General features: G+C 65.8%; 12 protein-coding genes. 11 read left to right on the top strand and 1 reads right to left on the bottom strand.

Features of this window, described 5'->3' with window-relative positions:
* Positions 1–24 precede the first annotated feature (24 nt).
* From LK459_RS05305 to LK459_RS05285, 5 genes are all read left to right on the top strand, one after another.
* Positions 25–4152 (top strand): bifunctional nitrate reductase/sulfite reductase flavoprotein subunit alpha, encoded by a 4128-nt coding sequence (locus tag LK459_RS05305; protein ID WP_227922178.1) that lies wholly within the window; start codon positions 25–27, stop codon positions 4150–4152.
* A gap of 52 nt (positions 4153–4204) precedes the next feature.
* Entirely contained in the window at positions 4205–4558 is a 354-nt protein-coding gene (locus LK459_RS05300; protein WP_007241126.1) for a hypothetical protein, read from the top strand.
* Positions 4558–7029, top strand: coding sequence for a nitrite reductase large subunit NirB (nirB, locus tag LK459_RS05295; protein WP_227922177.1), 2472 nt, complete (start codon positions 4558–4560; stop codon positions 7027–7029). Before LK459_RS05300 ends, nirB begins: the two co-directional genes overlap by 1 nt.
* Entirely contained in the window at positions 7026–7337 is a 312-nt protein-coding gene (locus LK459_RS05290; RefSeq protein WP_007241124.1) for a Rieske (2Fe-2S) protein, read from the top strand. The genes nirB and LK459_RS05290 overlap by 4 nt, the downstream gene beginning before the upstream one ends.
* A 153-nt stretch (positions 7338–7490) precedes the next feature.
* Complete coding sequence (locus LK459_RS05285; RefSeq protein ID WP_227922175.1) at positions 7491–8141, top strand: LysM peptidoglycan-binding domain-containing protein; 651 nt, start codon at positions 7491–7493, stop codon at positions 8139–8141.
* Positions 8142–8180: 39 nt separating this feature from the next.
* Here the strand turns inward: LK459_RS05285 and kstR are convergent, their stop codons facing one another.
* Positions 8181–8903 (bottom strand): cholesterol catabolism transcriptional regulator KstR, encoded by a 723-nt coding sequence (gene kstR, locus LK459_RS05280; protein ID WP_227922173.1) that lies wholly within the window; start codon positions 8901–8903, stop codon positions 8181–8183.
* A 131-nt stretch (positions 8904–9034) separates the two neighbouring features.
* Between kstR and LK459_RS05275 the strand changes: the two genes are divergently transcribed.
* From LK459_RS05275 to LK459_RS05250, 6 genes are all read left to right on the top strand, one after another.
* Complete coding sequence (locus LK459_RS05275) at positions 9035–11227, top strand: acyl-CoA dehydrogenase (protein ID WP_227922171.1); 2193 nt, start codon at positions 9035–9037, stop codon at positions 11225–11227.
* A gap of 117 nt (positions 11228–11344) precedes the next feature.
* Positions 11345–12439: an acyl-CoA dehydrogenase family protein gene (locus LK459_RS05270; RefSeq protein WP_227922169.1), complete on the top strand. Its 1095-nt coding sequence runs from the start codon at positions 11345–11347 to the stop codon at positions 12437–12439.
* A gap of 67 nt (positions 12440–12506) precedes the next feature.
* Positions 12507–13670 carry an acyl-CoA dehydrogenase family protein gene (locus tag LK459_RS05265; protein WP_227922167.1) on the top strand — a complete coding sequence of 388 codons (1164 nt, stop codon included), beginning with the start codon at positions 12507–12509 and terminating at the stop codon, positions 13668–13670.
* A gap of 11 nt (positions 13671–13681) precedes the next feature.
* Positions 13682–14758 (top strand): bifunctional MaoC family dehydratase N-terminal/OB-fold nucleic acid binding domain-containing protein, encoded by a 1077-nt coding sequence (locus LK459_RS05260; RefSeq protein ID WP_322590815.1) that lies wholly within the window; start codon positions 13682–13684, stop codon positions 14756–14758.
* Positions 14755–15165, top strand: coding sequence for a MaoC family dehydratase (locus LK459_RS05255; protein WP_007241117.1), 411 nt, complete (start codon positions 14755–14757; stop codon positions 15163–15165). Before LK459_RS05260 ends, LK459_RS05255 begins: the two co-directional genes overlap by 4 nt.
* Positions 15165–16340 carry a lipid-transfer protein gene (locus tag LK459_RS05250; RefSeq protein WP_227922165.1) on the top strand — a complete coding sequence of 392 codons (1176 nt, stop codon included), beginning with the start codon at positions 15165–15167 and terminating at the stop codon, positions 16338–16340. The genes LK459_RS05255 and LK459_RS05250 overlap by 1 nt, the downstream gene beginning before the upstream one ends.
* Positions 16341–16358: the final 18 nt, after the last annotated feature.

The raw sequence follows: 16358 nt of genomic DNA, 5'->3' as shown, positions 1-16358 counted from the left end.
ACATGGGCGTTCGACCATGGAGTCATGGCCGAGACCACCACCGTCGACACTCTCTGCGCATACTGCGGGGTCGGGTGCGGAATGGTCCTGCACGTGTCGGCGCCCGACGGCGATCACCTGCCGCTGGTGACCAAGACCACCGGACGCAAAGACCACCCGACGAACTTCGGTCGGCTGTGTACCAAGGGCTCGACCACGTCTGACCTGCTCGCAGCACCGGGCCGGATGGAGAAGGCGTCGATGCGGACCAGTCGCGACGGCGAGCGGGAGTCCGTGGGCATCGACGAAGCCATCGGCTTCGCGGCGCGGCGCATGCGCGCGATCGCCGACGAACACGGCCCCGATTCTGTCGCGGTGTACGTCTCGGGTCAGATGTCGACGGAAGCCCAGTATCTGTCCAACAAGTTCACCAAGGGCTTCCTGCACAGCATCAACATCGAATCCAACTCGCGGTTGTGCATGGCCAGCGCGGGAACCGGATACAAGCAGTCCCTCGGCGCCGACGGGCCGCCAGGTTCCTATCAGGATTTCGACAACGCCGACCTTTTCCTGGTCATCGGCTCCAACATGGCCGACTGCCACCCGATCCTGTTCCTACGGATGATGGAGCGGGTCAAGGCGGGCGCGAAGCTCGTGGTCGTCGATCCGCGACGCACGGCCACCGCCGCGAAGGCCGACCTCTACCTTCAGGTGGCGCCGGGCACCGATCTCGCACTGTTGAACGGGCTGCTGCATCTGCTGATCGAGGCCGATGCGGTCGATCACGACTTCGTCGCCGACTACACCGAGGGATTCGACGCCACCAAGGAGTTCGTCGCCGACTACACGCCCGCGCACGTCAGTGAGATCACCGGCATCCCCGAGTCCGACATCCGCACTGCCGCCACCTGGATCGCCGAGTCCGCCAACTGGATGAGCTGCTGGACGATGGGTCTCAACCAGTCGGTCCACGGGACCTGGCACACCAACGCGTTGGTCAACCTGCACCTGGCCACAGGTGCGATCTGCCGTGTCGGTAGCGGACCGTTCTCACTGACCGGACAGCCCAACGCCATGGGTGGCCGTGAAATGGGTTACATGGGGCCGGGACTTCCCGGCCAACGGGCGGTGCTGTCGGAAGCCGACCGTGACTTCTGCGAGGACGTCTGGGGAGTTCCACGAGGCTCCATTCGACCCGATGTCGGCGCAGGCACGATCGACATGTTCGACCAGATGGCGGCAGGCGAGATCAAGGCGTGTTGGATCATCTGCACCAATCCCGTTGCCAGCGTGGCCAACCGGTCGAAGGTGATCGAAGCACTGCAGCGATGTGAACTCGTCGTGGTGCAGGACGTCTTCGCCGAGAACGAGACCCTGCCGTACGCCGACGTGGCTCTGCCCGCCACGCTGTGGACCGAGTCCGACGGCGTGATGATCAATTCCGAACGCAATCTCACCCTGTTCCAACGTGCGGTGTCGCCGCCGGGAGATGCTCTGCCCGACTGGGAGTTGATCTGCCGGATCGCCGCCGAGATGGGTTACCGTGACGGATTCTCCTTCGAGACGGCAGAAGAGGTATTCGACGAGATCAGGAGATTCTGGAACCCGAAGACCGGCTGGGACATTCGTGGCGCGAGTTACGCGCGGCTGCGGGAAACGCCGTTGCAATGGCCGTGCCCACCCGACGACGACGCCGACCGTCATCCGGTGCGCTATCTCAACGACGGTCGGAGCCAGACCAGGGTGACCCGAGCCGACGGCTCCGTCCCCGACTTCGTGTTCCCCACGCCCAGTGGCCGAGCCGTGTTCCACGCGCGCCCGTTCCTTCCGCCCGCAGAGATGCCGGACGACGAGTTCCCGCTGATCCTCAACACCGGACGACTGGCACACCAGTGGCACACCATGACCAAGACGGGACGTGTCGCGAAGCTCAACAAGCTCAATCCGTCACCCTTCGTCGAACTGCATCCCGACGACGCTGCAGCGCAACAGATCTCGGAGGGCGACTCCGTACGCATCCGGTCCCGGCGCGGTGCGGCGGTGCTTCCCGCGGTGATCACCGATCGGGTACGGCCGGGCAACTGCTTCGCGCCCTTCCACTGGAGTGACATGTTCGGCCCCGACGTCGCCATCAACGCCGTCACCAACGACGCCGTCGACCCGGCGTCGTTGCAACCCGAGTTCAAGGTCAGTGCTGTGGCGCTCGAGAAGGTGCCGACGCAGCTCGCCGCGCAGGTAACAGAAGCGACGCCCGCTGCCGATTCGAGCCTTGCCGTGGCGCTGGGACTATCGACGGCACCTGCTCCTCCGGAACTGTCCGAGGTCGAGCAGGCGTACGTGGCCGGTGTGTTGACCGGTCTGCAGAGCGACGAATCCGTGGTGGGAGTACCGGTGCTGCCTGCACAAGCACCGCTCTCCACGCAGCACCGCGCGTGGGTCGACGGCGTGCTGGCCGGCGCCTTCTCGCGCGTTGCGGGGACCACAGGGGAGCAGCGTCCGGCCACCGAGGGGGCCGACGAACCCGGTGCGTCGGCGCCGACGGTCGAGGTGCTGTGGGCATCGCAGACCGGCACGGTCGAGGACTTCGCCCCGACCGTGGCGGATTCGCTGGCGGCGACCGGAGTCACTGCGGTCACAAGGACGCTCGACGACGCGGGTGTCGATGCTCTGACGTCCGAGGGGACCGTCCTGATCGTCACCTCGACCACCGGCGACGGCGACCCGCCGGACAACGCCAGCGCCTTCTGGGACGCTCTCAGCGGCGACGGCGCGCCGTCGTTGGCCGGGCTGCGGTATGGAGTCCTCGCCTTCGGCGACCCCAGTTACGACGAATTCTGCGGTTTCGGAAGGAAATTGGACGATCGACTCGCCCAGCTCGGCGCCACCCGGCTGGTGGAGCGAGCCGATTGCGAGCCGGACTTCGAGACCACCGCGCAGGGTTGGCTCGACGCGGTCACAGGGGAACTGGCAGCCGAGGTCGCGGCATCGGGGGGTGTCGCTACACCCGCGGCGCCCGAGGCCACACCCGCCGACACCGCCCCGAGTGCGCAGCCCATTCCGTACGGCCGCAAGAACCCGCTGGTGACCTCTCTGATCCGTAACACGAGACTGAGCGGACCCGGGTCGAGCAAAGACGTCCGTCAGTTCGGATTCGCACTCCCCGACGACACCCTGACCTATGAGGCGGGCGACGCCTTGGTCGTCTGCCCACGCAACAGTCCCGCCTACGTCGAGGAGTTCCTCGCACTCACCGGACTCGACGGCGATCAGATCATCACCCTCGGTGACGAGGAGATGCTGCTCTACCGCGCGCTGTACGAGCGGCTCGACATCGCACGGATCACCCCGGGATTGTTGTCCTTCGTATCCGATCGTCATCGGTCACCCGACCTCGCCGAACTACTACGTCCGGACAACCGTGACGTGCTCGACGACTGGATGTGGGGGCGACTGTCTGCCGACCTGCTCACCGCCTTCCCTGTCCGCGCGGCGGTCGACGAATGGCTCGATGTCATCAAACCCCTTGCTCCGCGCCAGTACTCGATTTCGTCGAGCCCGAAGGAGAACCCGAACGAGGCGCAGTTGACGGTGTCCGCGGTGCGCTACAACGTGCACGGTGTAGCGCGCCACGGCGTCTGCTCGACCTATCTCGCCGACCGCGCCGACGGCGACCCGATCAGTATCTGGGTGCAGCACTCGGCCCATTTCGCACCGCCCGCCGACCCGGACGCGCCGATGATCATGGTCGGTCCCGGTACCGGGATCGCACCGTTTCGCGGATTCCTGCACGAGCGTCGAGCGCTCGGACACACCGGGCGCAACTGGCTCTTCTTCGGTGAACAGCATGCGGCGACCGACTTCTACTATCGAGACGAGATCGAATCCTTCCGTGCCGATGGCTTTCTCACCGACCTCGACCTCGCGTTCTCGCGGGATCAGGAGCGCAAGGTCTACGTCCAGGACCGCATGATCGACAAAGGTGCGCAGTTGTGGCGTTGGCTCAACGAGGGTGCCTACTTCTACGTGTGCGGTGACAAGGCACGGATGGCGCGCGATGTCGACGCCGCGCTGACCCGCGTCGTCGCCGAACACGGAAAGCTCTCCGGTCCCAGTGCCGAGGCCTACGTCAAGGCGCTCGCGGCCGAGAAACGGTACGTCCGAGACGTGTACTAGCAGTTCGTGAACAGCCCCACAGCATTACCGACCAGAGAGGCACCTTCCGCCCATGAGCGACACCAGCACTCCGCGATTCCTCCAGGGACGATTCCCCTTTGTCGGAAAGGGGTTCGAGTCCCTCGACGCGATCGACGCCTCCCTGGCCATCACGGTTCCCGACGGTGCCACGCTGCAGGCGGTGTACTTCCGCGGAGGTAACAGCACCGACTCGATGATCACGGTGGCGCTGATGCACAACGGTGAACCGGTGCGCTACTTCCCGATTCCGGCACAGGGCGCCACCCACGTACCCCTACGACTCGTCGAGGACTTCATCGAGGGAGCCGAACTGTCCCTGGCGCTGACCGCACCCGCGTCGACGCAGGGGACGGTCGTCATCGACCTCGGATTGGTGGAGTTCTGATGCCGATGAGCTCGCTCGTCGTCGTGGGCAACGGTATGGCGGGCGCGCGGACGATCGAGGAGATCATCGCCAGGGGCGGGGCGTCGCAGTTCGCGATCACCGTGTTCGGCGACGAACCGTATGGCAACTACAACCGCATCGCACTCTCGCATGTGCTCGCAGGCACCGATGCCCCCGACGACATCTACCTGAACACCGTCGACTGGTATCGCGACAACGACATCGACCTGCGGGCGGGCGTGCGGGTGGTCCGGATCGACCCGTACGCCAAAGTCGTGTTGGCCGACGACGGTTCGAGGGTCGGCTACGACAAACTCGTCATCGCGACGGGCAGTCGGGCGTTCTTCCCGCCGATCGACGGACTCTGGGTCGACGACACGACACTGCTCGGCGGGGTCTTCGGCTTCCGCAGTCTCGACGACACCAACGCCATCATCGAGCACGCGGGCGACGCAACGCACGCCGCGGTCATCGGTGGTGGGCTGCTCGGGCTCGAAGCCGCCTACGGGCTGCACGGTCGGGGACTCGACGCCACTGTCGTCCACTCGGGACCGATCCTCATGAACGCCCAACTCGACGACACCGGTGGTGCGGTCTTGCGCAGCGCGATCGAGTCAACAGGGCTCGAGGTGGTCACCGGTAAACGTACGACACACGCCTATGCCGACGCCGGTAACGCCATCACCGCGGTCGGATTCGCCGACGGGGAGCGGCTCGACTGCGATCTCTTGGTTCTCGCCACCGGGATTCGTCCCAACGTCGGTCTCGCTCGTGGTGCTGGTCTCACCGTCGAACGCGCGATCGTCGTCGACGACCACATGCGATCGATCGACGACGACGACATCTACGTCGTCGGCGAGTGCGCACAGCATCGTGGTCAGGTGTACGGGCTGGTCGCACCGCTGTGGGAGCAGGCGAAGGTGCTCGCCGATCACATCACCGCAGCGGATGCGTCGGCGTCGTATCGCGGTTCGCGGACGTCGACGAAACTCAAGGTCGCAGGGGTCGATGTGGCCCAGATGGGCGTCAAGGCACCAGAATTCGACGACGACGAGTTCCTGCAGTTCTACGAGCCGAGGCACGGCGTGTACAAGACCGTCGTGATCCGTGACAACAAGCTCGTCGGCGCCACGCTCGTCGGGGACGTCAGCAAGGTCTCGTTCCTCATGCAGGCGTTCGACCAGCGCAGCGAACTGCCAGACGAACGGCTCTCGCTCATGTTCGACATCGGAACACCGGACGCCGCGACAGGAGTCGCCGAACTGTCCGACGACGCCCAGGTGTGCAACTGCAACGGAGTCGACAAGGCGACGATCGTCTCCTGCGTCGCAGACGGCACCACGTCGGTGTCCGGCGTGATGGCCGCGACACGTGCGGGCAAAGGCTGCGGGTCGTGCAAATCCCTTGTCGCGCAGGTCGTCGAATGGGCTGCCGGAGGCGTGGTCACCGAGGACCCTTCTGCGAACTGGTATGTGCCCGGTATTCCGTACGAGAAGCCGGAACTGATGCGGCTCATCCGAGAACTCAAGCTGTACTCGGTTCGGTCGGTGTTCGCCGCGCTCGCCCCGGACGGCAAAGAGGACGCCAACTCCAAGATGGGTCTGTCGTCGCTGCTCGAGATGATGTGGGGCGCCGACTTCATCGACGAACGCGCCGAGCGGTTCATCAACGACCGGGTGCACGCGAACATCCAGCGCGACGGCACATTCTCTGTCGTGCCGCAGATGAAGGGCGGTGTGACGAGTGTGGATCAACTACGCAGGATCGCCGATGTCGCCGAGAAGTACGACGTACCGATGATCAAGCTCACCGGCGGTCAGCGCATCGATCTGCTCGGCGTGCGCAAGGAGGATCTGCCGAATGTGTGGGCCGATCTCGACATGCCGTCGGGATATGCCTACGGCAAGAGTTTCCGGACCGTGAAAACCTGTGTGGGCAGCGACTTCTGCAGATTCGGTGTCGGCGACTCCACTGCTCTGGGAATTGCGCTGGAAGAGCGATATCAGGGAATCGCGGGTCCTGCCAAGATGAAACTCGCGGTCACCGGGTGCCCGCGCAACTGCGCCGAAGCCCTCTGCAAGGACCTCGGCGTCGTCGCGATCGACGGCGGCAGGTGGGAGATCTACGTGGGCGGCGCCGCGGGCGCGCATATCCGCAAAGGTGATCTGCTCGCGACCGTCGACAGCCCCGACGAGGTGATGACCCTGACCGGGCGATTCCTCCAGTACTACCGGGAGAACGCGAAATGGCTCGAGCGCACCTACGCCTGGGTGCCGCGGTACGGTATCGAGAAGATCCGGGCCGTCGTCGTCGACGATGCCGAAGGCATTGCGCAGCAACTCGATACCAACATGCAGCGCTCCGTCGACGCCTACCGCGATCCGTGGCAGGACGGCAAAGAGCCCGCCACACCCGGCCAGTTCCGTTCTGCACTGCCATTGTTGCCGCTGCCGCAGGTGCCGGTCCGATGAGCGAGGTCAGCATCGGCAACATCGCCGACATCCCACGCGGAGAGGGGCGCGCCTTCGGAGTGGCCGGCACCCAGGTGGCCGTGTTCCGACTGCGCGACGATTCGCTGCGTGCACTCGACGCCGTGTGCCCACACCGCGGTGGTCCGCTCGCCGACGCCCTGATCGACGATTGCGTCGTCGTCTGCCCGCTGCACAATCACACCTACGACCTGTCCACGGGCGACGAGGTCGCGTTCGGTGGGGCAGGTGTGCGCGCGTATCCGGTACGCGCCGATGCCGCGGGCGAGATCTCGGTCGACCTCGACTGATCGGGTAGGTCGGCCGACGCGATTCAAGTAGCCGACTACCCGATCGGTCCTGTTGTCGCCGCGTCACGCTGTGAGTCGGACCACGTCGCCGACGTGCGTCATCCCCTCCCATGGCGGGGTCGACTCCAGCCTGGGTGACACCGAGGAGAACCCATGAAGAAGTACACGGTCGTCGCGGGCGACACGCTTTCCCGGATCGCCGAAACCGAATACGGCGACGCTGATCTCTATCCGGTCATCGCGGCGTCGAACCAGCTCGCGAATCCGGACCACATCGAGGTTGGGCAGATCCTCGACATCCCGTATGTGACTCGCAGGCTTCAAGTGCGCGTCGTCGACCATCCGGCGTTGCGGCAGGAGATCACGCAGTTGGCCTACGGCACCACGGATCCCGCGACTCAACTGATGTGGGAGATCGCCAACGGGGTGGCTCAGCATCCCATCGAGAACCGTGCCTGGCTGAGGATGCCGGATCTGGGTGACGAGGCAACCACGTACACGTCACCGTTCGACCAGACACTGACCGTCGTCGCGCAGGAGTTCTACGGCGACGGTGATCTGGCGGGCGTCATCAGAGCGGTCAATGGTCTCGGCTCCCAAGAGCTGTCGAAGGGTCAGGTCCTGCGTATTCCGGGACTCAACCAGCGCGTGAGCGTCGGAGGCGAGACCATCTTCGGCATCTGCTCGGCGCAGTACGGATCAGACGACGACATCGACACGTGGGTGCAGGTCGTCGCCGCCGCGAACAATCTGGCATTTCCCTTCACGCTGGTCTCGGGACAGACGCTGCTGATGCCCTCATGAGGGCGCCGTGGTCGAGGCCGCCCGCGTGCACCGACCCGATCAGGCGTCGGCGGCGACCCTGTCCTTGAGGAGCAGCCGCACGGTGAGCTCGAGTCGATTGGTGACGTCGGTGGCTGACGCGCGGCGGGTGAGCCACTGCACCAGATTCGACATCCACACATCCGAGAGCACCCGGGCGATGGCGAGTTCCTCGTCGCTCGGCTCGCCCTCGTCGACGATCGCACCGGCGAAGAGGCGGTCGATGATCGAGGCGACCTGGTCGACCTCGGCGGTCGCCGACGCGTCGGCGAACATGAATGCACGGGTCATGGCCTCGGTCAGCAGCGGGTCGCGCTGCATGGCGAACGTGATCATGTCGAGCACGTGCCGAAGTCGTTCGATCGCGTTGTCGCCCTGCAGCTGCGAGCGGTCGACGCGTGTCTCGACGCGCTCGAATTCGCGCGCGAGCGCGGTCACCAGCAGGTGCACCTTCGACGGGAAGTAGCGGTACAGGGTGCCGACTGCGACGTCGGCCTTCTCGGCGACGGTCCGCATCTGCACGGCGTCGTATCCGCCCTTGGAGGCGAGTGCGAGAGTGGCGTCGAGAATGCGCCGTCGACGGTCGCGTTGCGCAGCGGAACCGCTTTCGGTCGTCGACGTCGCGCCGCCCGAGGGTGCGGACGGCTCAGTGCTCGGCTTCTGGGGGGCCGCCTTCGACGAGGTTCCCTTGCTCGGACTCGGTGCCGACTTCTGTGGCACGGCATCTTCGGACGACCGGGTCATGTGTAGGCGACATCCTCATCTCGTACCCTCCGACGCCCGCGGGTGTCGAAAGCCTGGTGGACAAATACCCCCGTGGACTATTAGAACAGGTTCTAATTCTTCGCCACAACCGACATGCAGAGGATTTCAGCGTGAGCCTTGCCACGTCCGCCGAACAGCTCGCCGTCTGCGAGGCCATCTCCGGGTGGGCGACACGACGCCGCACCACCGACATCATACGTGCCGACCTGGAGAAATCGCGCGATCAGTGGCGCGAGCTGTTTCCGGAGCTGGCCGAACTGGGACTGTTCGCCGCACTGTTGGACGAATCACAGGGCGGGGTCGGCGCGACGTTCGCCGACGTGGCCGCGATGGTCGAGCAATGTGGCACGAGTCTGGTGCCGGGCCCCATCGGCGAGACCCTGGTGGCGGCACTCGCGGTGTCGATGTCGGTGGAATCCCACGCGGCGGGGTTGCTCGACGCATTGGCGTCCGGACAGGTCGGTGCTGCGGTACCGGCGCTCGCACGGGCTGGTGCCGAGGCGGTCGTGTCCGATGGCGGGGTGGATCTCGGCGTCGTCGTTGGATATGTGGACGGCAGCGCGGTGCTCACGAGACTCACCGGCACGGGCGTCGAGGCCGGCTGGCACGTGATCCCGCCGGGTGTTGGCGAGCGGGAAGTCGTGCCGATGGCGAGTGTCGACGGTCGGGGATCGGTGAGTCGTCTGTGGATCACCGGGGTCGACCCCGACGATCTGCTCGTCGTGGACGACGGTGACCTGATCACTGGTGCGTTGTCGGCGACTGCGGCGGCGTACGTCAGCGGAGTGACGCGGTGGGCGCTCGACACCGCCGTCGCCTACGCCAAGGTGCGTACCCAGTTCGGCGCGCCGATCGGTTCCTTCCAGGCGGTCAAGCACATCTGTGCCGACATGCTCTGCCGCAGCGAACAGGTCACGGCCGCGGCATGGGACCTCGCGCGTGCGGTCGACGACGCGCTGGCGGCTCCACCTGGTGCGGATGCCGGGGAGTCCGTCCGCGACCAACTCGCGTTCAGCCGACTCGCCACCGATGTGCTGATCGCGTCGTTGCCCGTCGCCACCGCCGAGGACTGTATCCAGGTGCTCGGCGGCATCGGATTCACTTTCGAGCACGACGCTCACCTCTATCTGCGCGCCGCATTGTCGATGCGTGCGGCAACGGCGGCGGCGTCGGCGCAGCGTGAGCACCTCGGCCGTCTCGGCATGCTCGGCGGCCGACGACGCTTCGAACTCGACCTCAGCTCCGTCGAACACCGACGCGACGCCATCCGGGCCGAGATCGCCGAGATCGCCGCGGTCGCACCGGAGGGGAGGCGACAACTACTCGCCGAATCCGGTTATCTCACACCGCATTGGCCCCCGCCGCACGGACTCGGTGCCGACCCGGCACTGCAGTTGCTCATCGATGCGGAATTCGAACGCGCGGGCATCGAGCGGCCCGACCTGGTGATCGGTGCCTGGGCGATCCCGACCATCCTCGAACACGGAACCGATGAGCAGCGAACGCGCTTCGTGCGCCCGACCCTCGTCGGGGACATCGTCTGGTGTCAGCTGTTCAGCGAGCCCGAGGCGGGCTCCGACCTCGCGTCGCTGCGGACGAGGGCCACCCGCGTCGACGGCGGGTGGAACCTGTCGGGTCAGAAGATCTGGACATCGCAGGCGCACAACGCGCAGTGGGGGATCTGTCTGGCGCGCACCGATTCCGAGGCGCCCAAACACAAGGGCATCACCTACTTCCTCGTGGACATGTCCTCGAGCGGTATCGACATCCGCCCGCTACGCGAGTTGTCGGGGCAGGCGAACTTCAACGAGGTCTTCCTCGACGACGTGTTCGTTCCCGACGAGTGCGTCGTCGGTGAGCTCAACGGTGGCTGGCGGCTGGCCAGGACGACGCTCGCCAACGAACGTGTGGCGATGGGTGGGTCGGGTCTCGGCAAGGAGATGGATGCGTTACTCGGTCAGATCGAATCGATGGACCGGGAACTGACCGACGACGAGCTGCGGCGGCTCGGCGAGTTGGTCGCCGACGCGCACGTCGGACGCGTCCTCGACGCTCTCGCGGTCGCCAGGCGGTTGGCGGGCCACGATCCCGGTGCGGTATCGAGCGTGCGCAAACTGATCGGTGTCGCGCACCGCCAGTCGGTGCCCGAGTTCGGTCTCGATCTACTCGGTGTCGATGGAGTCGGGGCGAGTGACGCTGCCGACCAGCTACTGCAGAACAGGTGCCTGTCGATCGCGGGCGGCACCACGCAGATCCTTCGCACAGCGGCTGCGGAACGAATTCTCGGTCTGCCCCGTCACTGAAAGGTCGTCGTTACGGGGAATCAGCAGATCAACTGCCAATTCGCCCACGCGCACGGTCCAGTCTGATACAACTAGAACGAGTTCTAGTTTTGTAGGTGGGTCGAGAAGGGATCGTCGGTGGATTTCGGCATGGACAGCCCGGCACAAGCGGTCGCCGATGTGGCCCGAGACGTGTTCGCGCGACACGAGCCCGACTGGACCTCACTCTTCGGAGGACGTGCCGTTGCGGGCGAATCGACCGAGCAGGTCGCACAGCGCGAGGACTTCGACCGTCCGCTCTGGACGTCGTTGCGCGACGCCGGGTTGTTGTCCCTGCCGCTCCCGGAATCTCTCGGCGGCGACGACCTCGGCGTCGCCGAGCTGTTGCCGTTGCTCCGCCAGTTGGGTTCGGCAGCCGCGGTCACGCCCGCGCTCGGCACTCTCACGTCGGCTCTGTTCCTCCAGACACTCGACGATGCCGCGCGCGACCGCTGCTCACCCACGTGTGCCGGCGGCACGTGGCATGCCGTCGCCATCGGCGAGCCGGGCGACGCGTTGACGTCGACGCCGCGCACCACGCTGCGTGACGGTCGGCTGTCGGGCACCAAGACCGGTGTGCTGCATGCCCACGGTGCGTCGACACTGCTGACCGCGAGTGATGCGGGGGTGGTTGCGGTTGCTGCCGACGCAGACGGGGTGTCGATCACGCGCACACCGGCCTCGAGCGGTTGGGGCGAGTACACCGTGCGCTTCGACGACGTCGGGATCGACGACACCGATGTGCTGTGCAGCGACGTCGCACCGCTGCGCGACCGGTTCCGCCTCGCGTTGACCGCGTATGCCGACGGCCTCGCCGCGGGCGCCACCCGCATCACCGCCGACCACGTGTCCAACCGCAACCAGTTCGGTAAGCCGATCGCGCTCTTCCAGGCGGTGGGCCAGCAGCTCGCCGACATCTACGTGGTGGGCCGCTCACTCACGTTGTCGACGACCGCAGCAGCATGGCGACTGTCCGAAGGTCTCGACGCACAACAGGATCTGGGAATCGCCTCGTATTGGACGGCAGCAGAGATCCCCGCGGCGATGAGGACGATGACTCACCTGCACGGCGGCGTCGGGGTCGATCTCACATATCCGCTGCATCGCTATTTCTCGATCGCGAAGGACCTCGCCCGACTTGTCGGGGGAGCGAACGCACGCCTCGACGAACTCGCCGGGACGTCGAGTTCCTGACCATGCCACCAGGATTCGGTCACCACACGTACGTCGTACAGAACACACCGCACAGGGGACGCAACCGATGTTCATAGACCTCACGCCGGAGCAGAAGCGACTGCGCGCCAAACTGCGTGAGTACTTCGCCGACCTGGTGGGCCCGGGGGCCGCGAAGATCATGCTCACGGAGCGGCACGGACCCACGTATCGGGACGTGATCGCACAGATGGGACGCGACGGTTGGCTCGGTGTCGGTTGGCCGAAGGAATACGGCGGCAAGGGTTTCGGCGAGATCGAGCAGCAGATCTTCACCAACGAGGCTGTGCGCGCCGATGTGCCGCTACCCGCGGTGACCCTCCAGACCGTCGGGCCTACCCTGCAGGCACACGGAACCGATGAGCAGAAGGATCTCTTCCTGCCCCGAATTCTCGCCGGCGACGTGCATTTCGCGATCGGCTACACCGAGCCGGAGGCGGGCACCGACCTGGCCTCGCTCGCCACCGCTGCGGTGCGCGAGGGCGATCACTACGTGGTCAACGGCCAGAAGATCTTCACCACGGGTGGCCACGACGCCGACTACATCTGGCTGGCCGTGCGCACCGACAAGTCGGCACCGAAGCACAAGGGCATCTCGATTCTCATCGTCGACACCTCGGATCCCGGATTCAGCTGGACGCCCATCATCACCGCGGACGGCGCGCATCACGTGAATGCCACGTATTACAACGACGTTCGTGTGCCGGTGTCGATGCGGGTGGGCGACGAGGGCGACGGGTGGAAGCTCATCACCACCCAGCTCAACCACGAGCGGGTGATGCTGGGGCCCGCCGGGCGCATCGAAGGCCTTGCCGCCCGCGTGCGGGAGTGGGCCTCGCGGCCGGGTCCCGACGGCACGGTGATCGCCAAGCACACCGACGTCGCACGCGCACTGGCGGAGATCGACGCTTACGCGCGCATCAACGAACTGCTCAACTGGCAGGTCGCCTCGACCGGCGAGGCGATCTCCATGGCCGACGCGGCGGCGACCAAGGTCTTTGCGACGGAACGGGTGCAGAAGGTGTGCCGGATGGTCGACGAGATCGTCGGCCGCTACGGCGACTTCACCGATCCCGACACCGCGGCACTCGTCGAATGGCTAGACGTGCAGGAGAAGCGGAACGCTGTGATCACGTTCGGTGGTGGGGTGAACGAGGTGATGAGAGACATGATCGGCACCGCAGGACTCGGATTGCCCAGGGCCAAGCGATGACGGGTGAGGCGATGACGGGTGAGGCGATGACCGGCGACCGCTCCGTCGAGACCATCCGTACCGCCGCGCAGGCCATCATCGATGCCGGTGCGAGCCGCCCGGTGTACGGGCGCGATCCGGTGAACCGACCGATGATCAACAACTGGGTCGAGGCCATCGGCGACACCAACCCCGTCTACGTCGACGACGACGCCGCTCGAGCAGCCGGACACCCCGGGATCGTCGCACCACCCGCCATGGCGCAGGTGTGGACGATGCGCGGGCTGCACGGGATGCGCGCCGACGACGATCCTCTGGGGCGGGCGTCGGAGCTCTTCGACGAGGCGGGATACACGTCGGTGGTCGCGACCAACTGTGACACCACCTATCACCGCTATCTGAGTGTGGGCGAACAGGTCTCGTTGTCGGCCGAGCTGGTTGACATCGCCGGACCCAAGCAGACAGCCCTCGGGGAGGGATGGTTCTTCACCACGCGTAACACGTGGTCGGTCGGCGACGAGGTCGTCGCCGAGATGGATTTCCGCATCCTGAAGTTCAGGCCACCCGAGTCGGCGCCGTCGGAGATCGGGGCCGAGGGCGTACCCGCAGATCTGGATCCTGCACACATGTTGCGGCCCAGCGCGTCCGGTGACACGGCATTCTTCTGGGAGGGCGTTGCCGCCCACGAACTGCGCATCCAACAGACGGCCGACGGTTCGCTGCGTCATCCGCCGATCCCCGCGACGTGGAAGCCGCGGGACTCCGACGGCACAGTGCCGACGACGGACTACGTGGTAGCTCCTGGCACCGGCACGGTGTACAGCTACGTGGTGCACCGTGCGCCCAAGGTGCCCGGACGTGAACTCCCCTTCGTGGTCGCGCTCGTCGAACTCGACAGACCTGATGCCATCAGGGACGAGGACTGCGCGGGCAAGCCGCTCGCGGCGCCCATCCGCATGCTCGGTGAGCTGCGCGACACCGACCCTGCGGACGTGCACATCGGCCAGCGCGTCGAGGCGATGTTCCTCGACTTCCCCGCCGACGAGGCATCAGGAACCGACGCCTGGACGCTGTATGCGTGGCGCCCGACAGCAGAGGAGACGCAGTGACCACGAGCGCAGTTCCGACCGTCGAGGTGGGAACGACGTTGCCGCCGCTGACGATCGACGCGACTCCTACGTTCATCGTGTCGACGGCGCTGGCGACCCGCGACTTCCAGGACGTACACCACGACCGCGATCTGGCGCAGGCCAAGGGGTCCGAGGACATCTTCGTCAACATCCTCACCGACACAGGACTCGTCGAACGCTTCGTCACCGACTGGGCGGGTCCGACGTCGAGAATCCGGTCGATCAGACTCAAACTCGGTGTGCCGTGGTATGCCTACGACTCGTTGACATTCAGCGGTGAGGTGACCGAGGTCGACGGAGATCTGGTCACCGTGGCCGTCACCGGAACCAATGCGCTCGGCAAACACGTGATCTCGACGGTCACGCTCACCTGGGGAGGTCACTGATGGGTAGCCTGTCCGGTGCAACGTCGATCGCCGGGATCGGTGCCACCGAGTTCTCCAAGAACTCCGAGCGCAGCGAACTGCGATTGGCGGCCGAGGCGGTACAGTCGGCTCTCGCCGACGCGGGACTGACCCCTGCTGACGTCGACGGTCTGGTGAGCTTCACCATGGACACCAACGCAGAGATCGCGGTCGCCCGAGCGGTGGGAATCCCCGAACTCACCTACTTCTCGCGCATCCACTACGGCGGGGGTGCAGCCTGCTCGACGGTGCAGCAGGCAGCGATGGCCGTGGCCACGGGAGTCGCCGACGTCGTCGTGGCATATCGGGCGTTCAACGAACGGTCGGGATTGCGCTTCGGACAGGTCAACTCGGCTGTGGCCAATCAGGAGAACTCGTCGGGGACCGACAACGCGTTCAGCTATCCCCATGGCCTGTCGACCCCGGCGGCATTCGTCGCCATGGTCGCACAGCGATATCTGCACGAGTTCGGCGCCACCAGTGAGGATTTCGGACGCATCGCCGTCGTCGATCGTCAGCATGCCGCCAACAATCCCGAGGCCTTCTTCTACGGCAAGCCCATCACGCTCGCCGATCACCAGAATTCGCGTTACATCGCCGAGCCGCTGCATCTGCTCGACTGCTGTCAGGAATCCGACGGCGGTGTGGCCATCGTCGTCGTGTCGGCCGAGCGTGCCCGGGATCTGCGCAATCCGCCCGCGGTGATCTCGGGAGCGGCGTCGGGCAGTGGGGTCGACCAGTTCATCATGACCAGCTACTACCGTGACGAACTGGCAGCGCTTCCGGAAATGGGACTGGTGGGTAGGCAACTCTGGGCACAGTCGGGATTGCGACCCGACGACATGGACGCGGCGATCCTCTACGACCACTTCACGCCGTACACGCTGCTGCAGTTGGAGGAATTGGGATTCTGTAGCCGCGGCGAGGCGCCGGATTTCGTTCGCGAACCGGGCGCGTTGGAGGTGGGCGGTCGACTCCCACTCAACACCCACGGCGGGCAACTGGGCGAGGCCTACATCCACGGGATGAACGGCATAGCGGAGGCGGTACGTCAAGTGCGGGGAACGTCGGTGAACCAGGTGCCGGGAGCCCAGCGGGTGGTGGTGACAGCCGGAACGGGCGTCCCGACAAGCGGTTTGGTGTTGACGGCGGCATAGGAGAGTTGGCGGCGTGAG

This window comes from Gordonia otitidis, assembly GCF_020735545.1.
Taxonomy (GTDB): Bacteria; Actinomycetota; Actinomycetes; order Mycobacteriales; family Mycobacteriaceae; genus Gordonia; species Gordonia otitidis.
The sequence above is the reverse complement of the archived record's forward strand: the minus strand, read 5'-3'. Positions and strand labels throughout refer to the sequence as shown.

Excerpts from the sequence above, each read along its gene's own strand:
- LK459_RS05305 (WP_227922178.1), top strand. The coding sequence starts at position 25 with ATGGCCGAGACCACCACCGTCGACACTCTCTGCGCATACTGCGGGGTC.
- LK459_RS05300 (WP_007241126.1), top strand. The coding sequence starts at position 4,205 with ATGAGCGACACCAGCACTCCGCGATTCCTCCAGGGACGATTCCCCTTT.
- nirB (WP_227922177.1), top strand. The coding sequence starts at position 4,558 with ATGCCGATGAGCTCGCTCGTCGTCGTGGGCAACGGTATGGCGGGCGCG.
- LK459_RS05290 (WP_007241124.1), top strand. The coding sequence starts at position 7,026 with ATGAGCGAGGTCAGCATCGGCAACATCGCCGACATCCCACGCGGAGAG.
- LK459_RS05285 (WP_227922175.1), top strand. The coding sequence starts at position 7,491 with ATGAAGAAGTACACGGTCGTCGCGGGCGACACGCTTTCCCGGATCGCC.
- kstR (WP_227922173.1), bottom strand. The coding sequence starts at position 8,903 with ATGACCCGGTCGTCCGAAGATGCCGTGCCACAGAAGTCGGCACCGAGT.
- LK459_RS05265 (WP_227922167.1), top strand. The coding sequence starts at position 12,507 with ATGTTCATAGACCTCACGCCGGAGCAGAAGCGACTGCGCGCCAAACTG.
- LK459_RS05260 (WP_322590815.1), top strand. The coding sequence starts at position 13,682 with ATGACGGGTGAGGCGATGACCGGCGACCGCTCCGTCGAGACCATCCGT.
- LK459_RS05250 (WP_227922165.1), top strand. The coding sequence starts at position 15,165 with ATGGGTAGCCTGTCCGGTGCAACGTCGATCGCCGGGATCGGTGCCACC.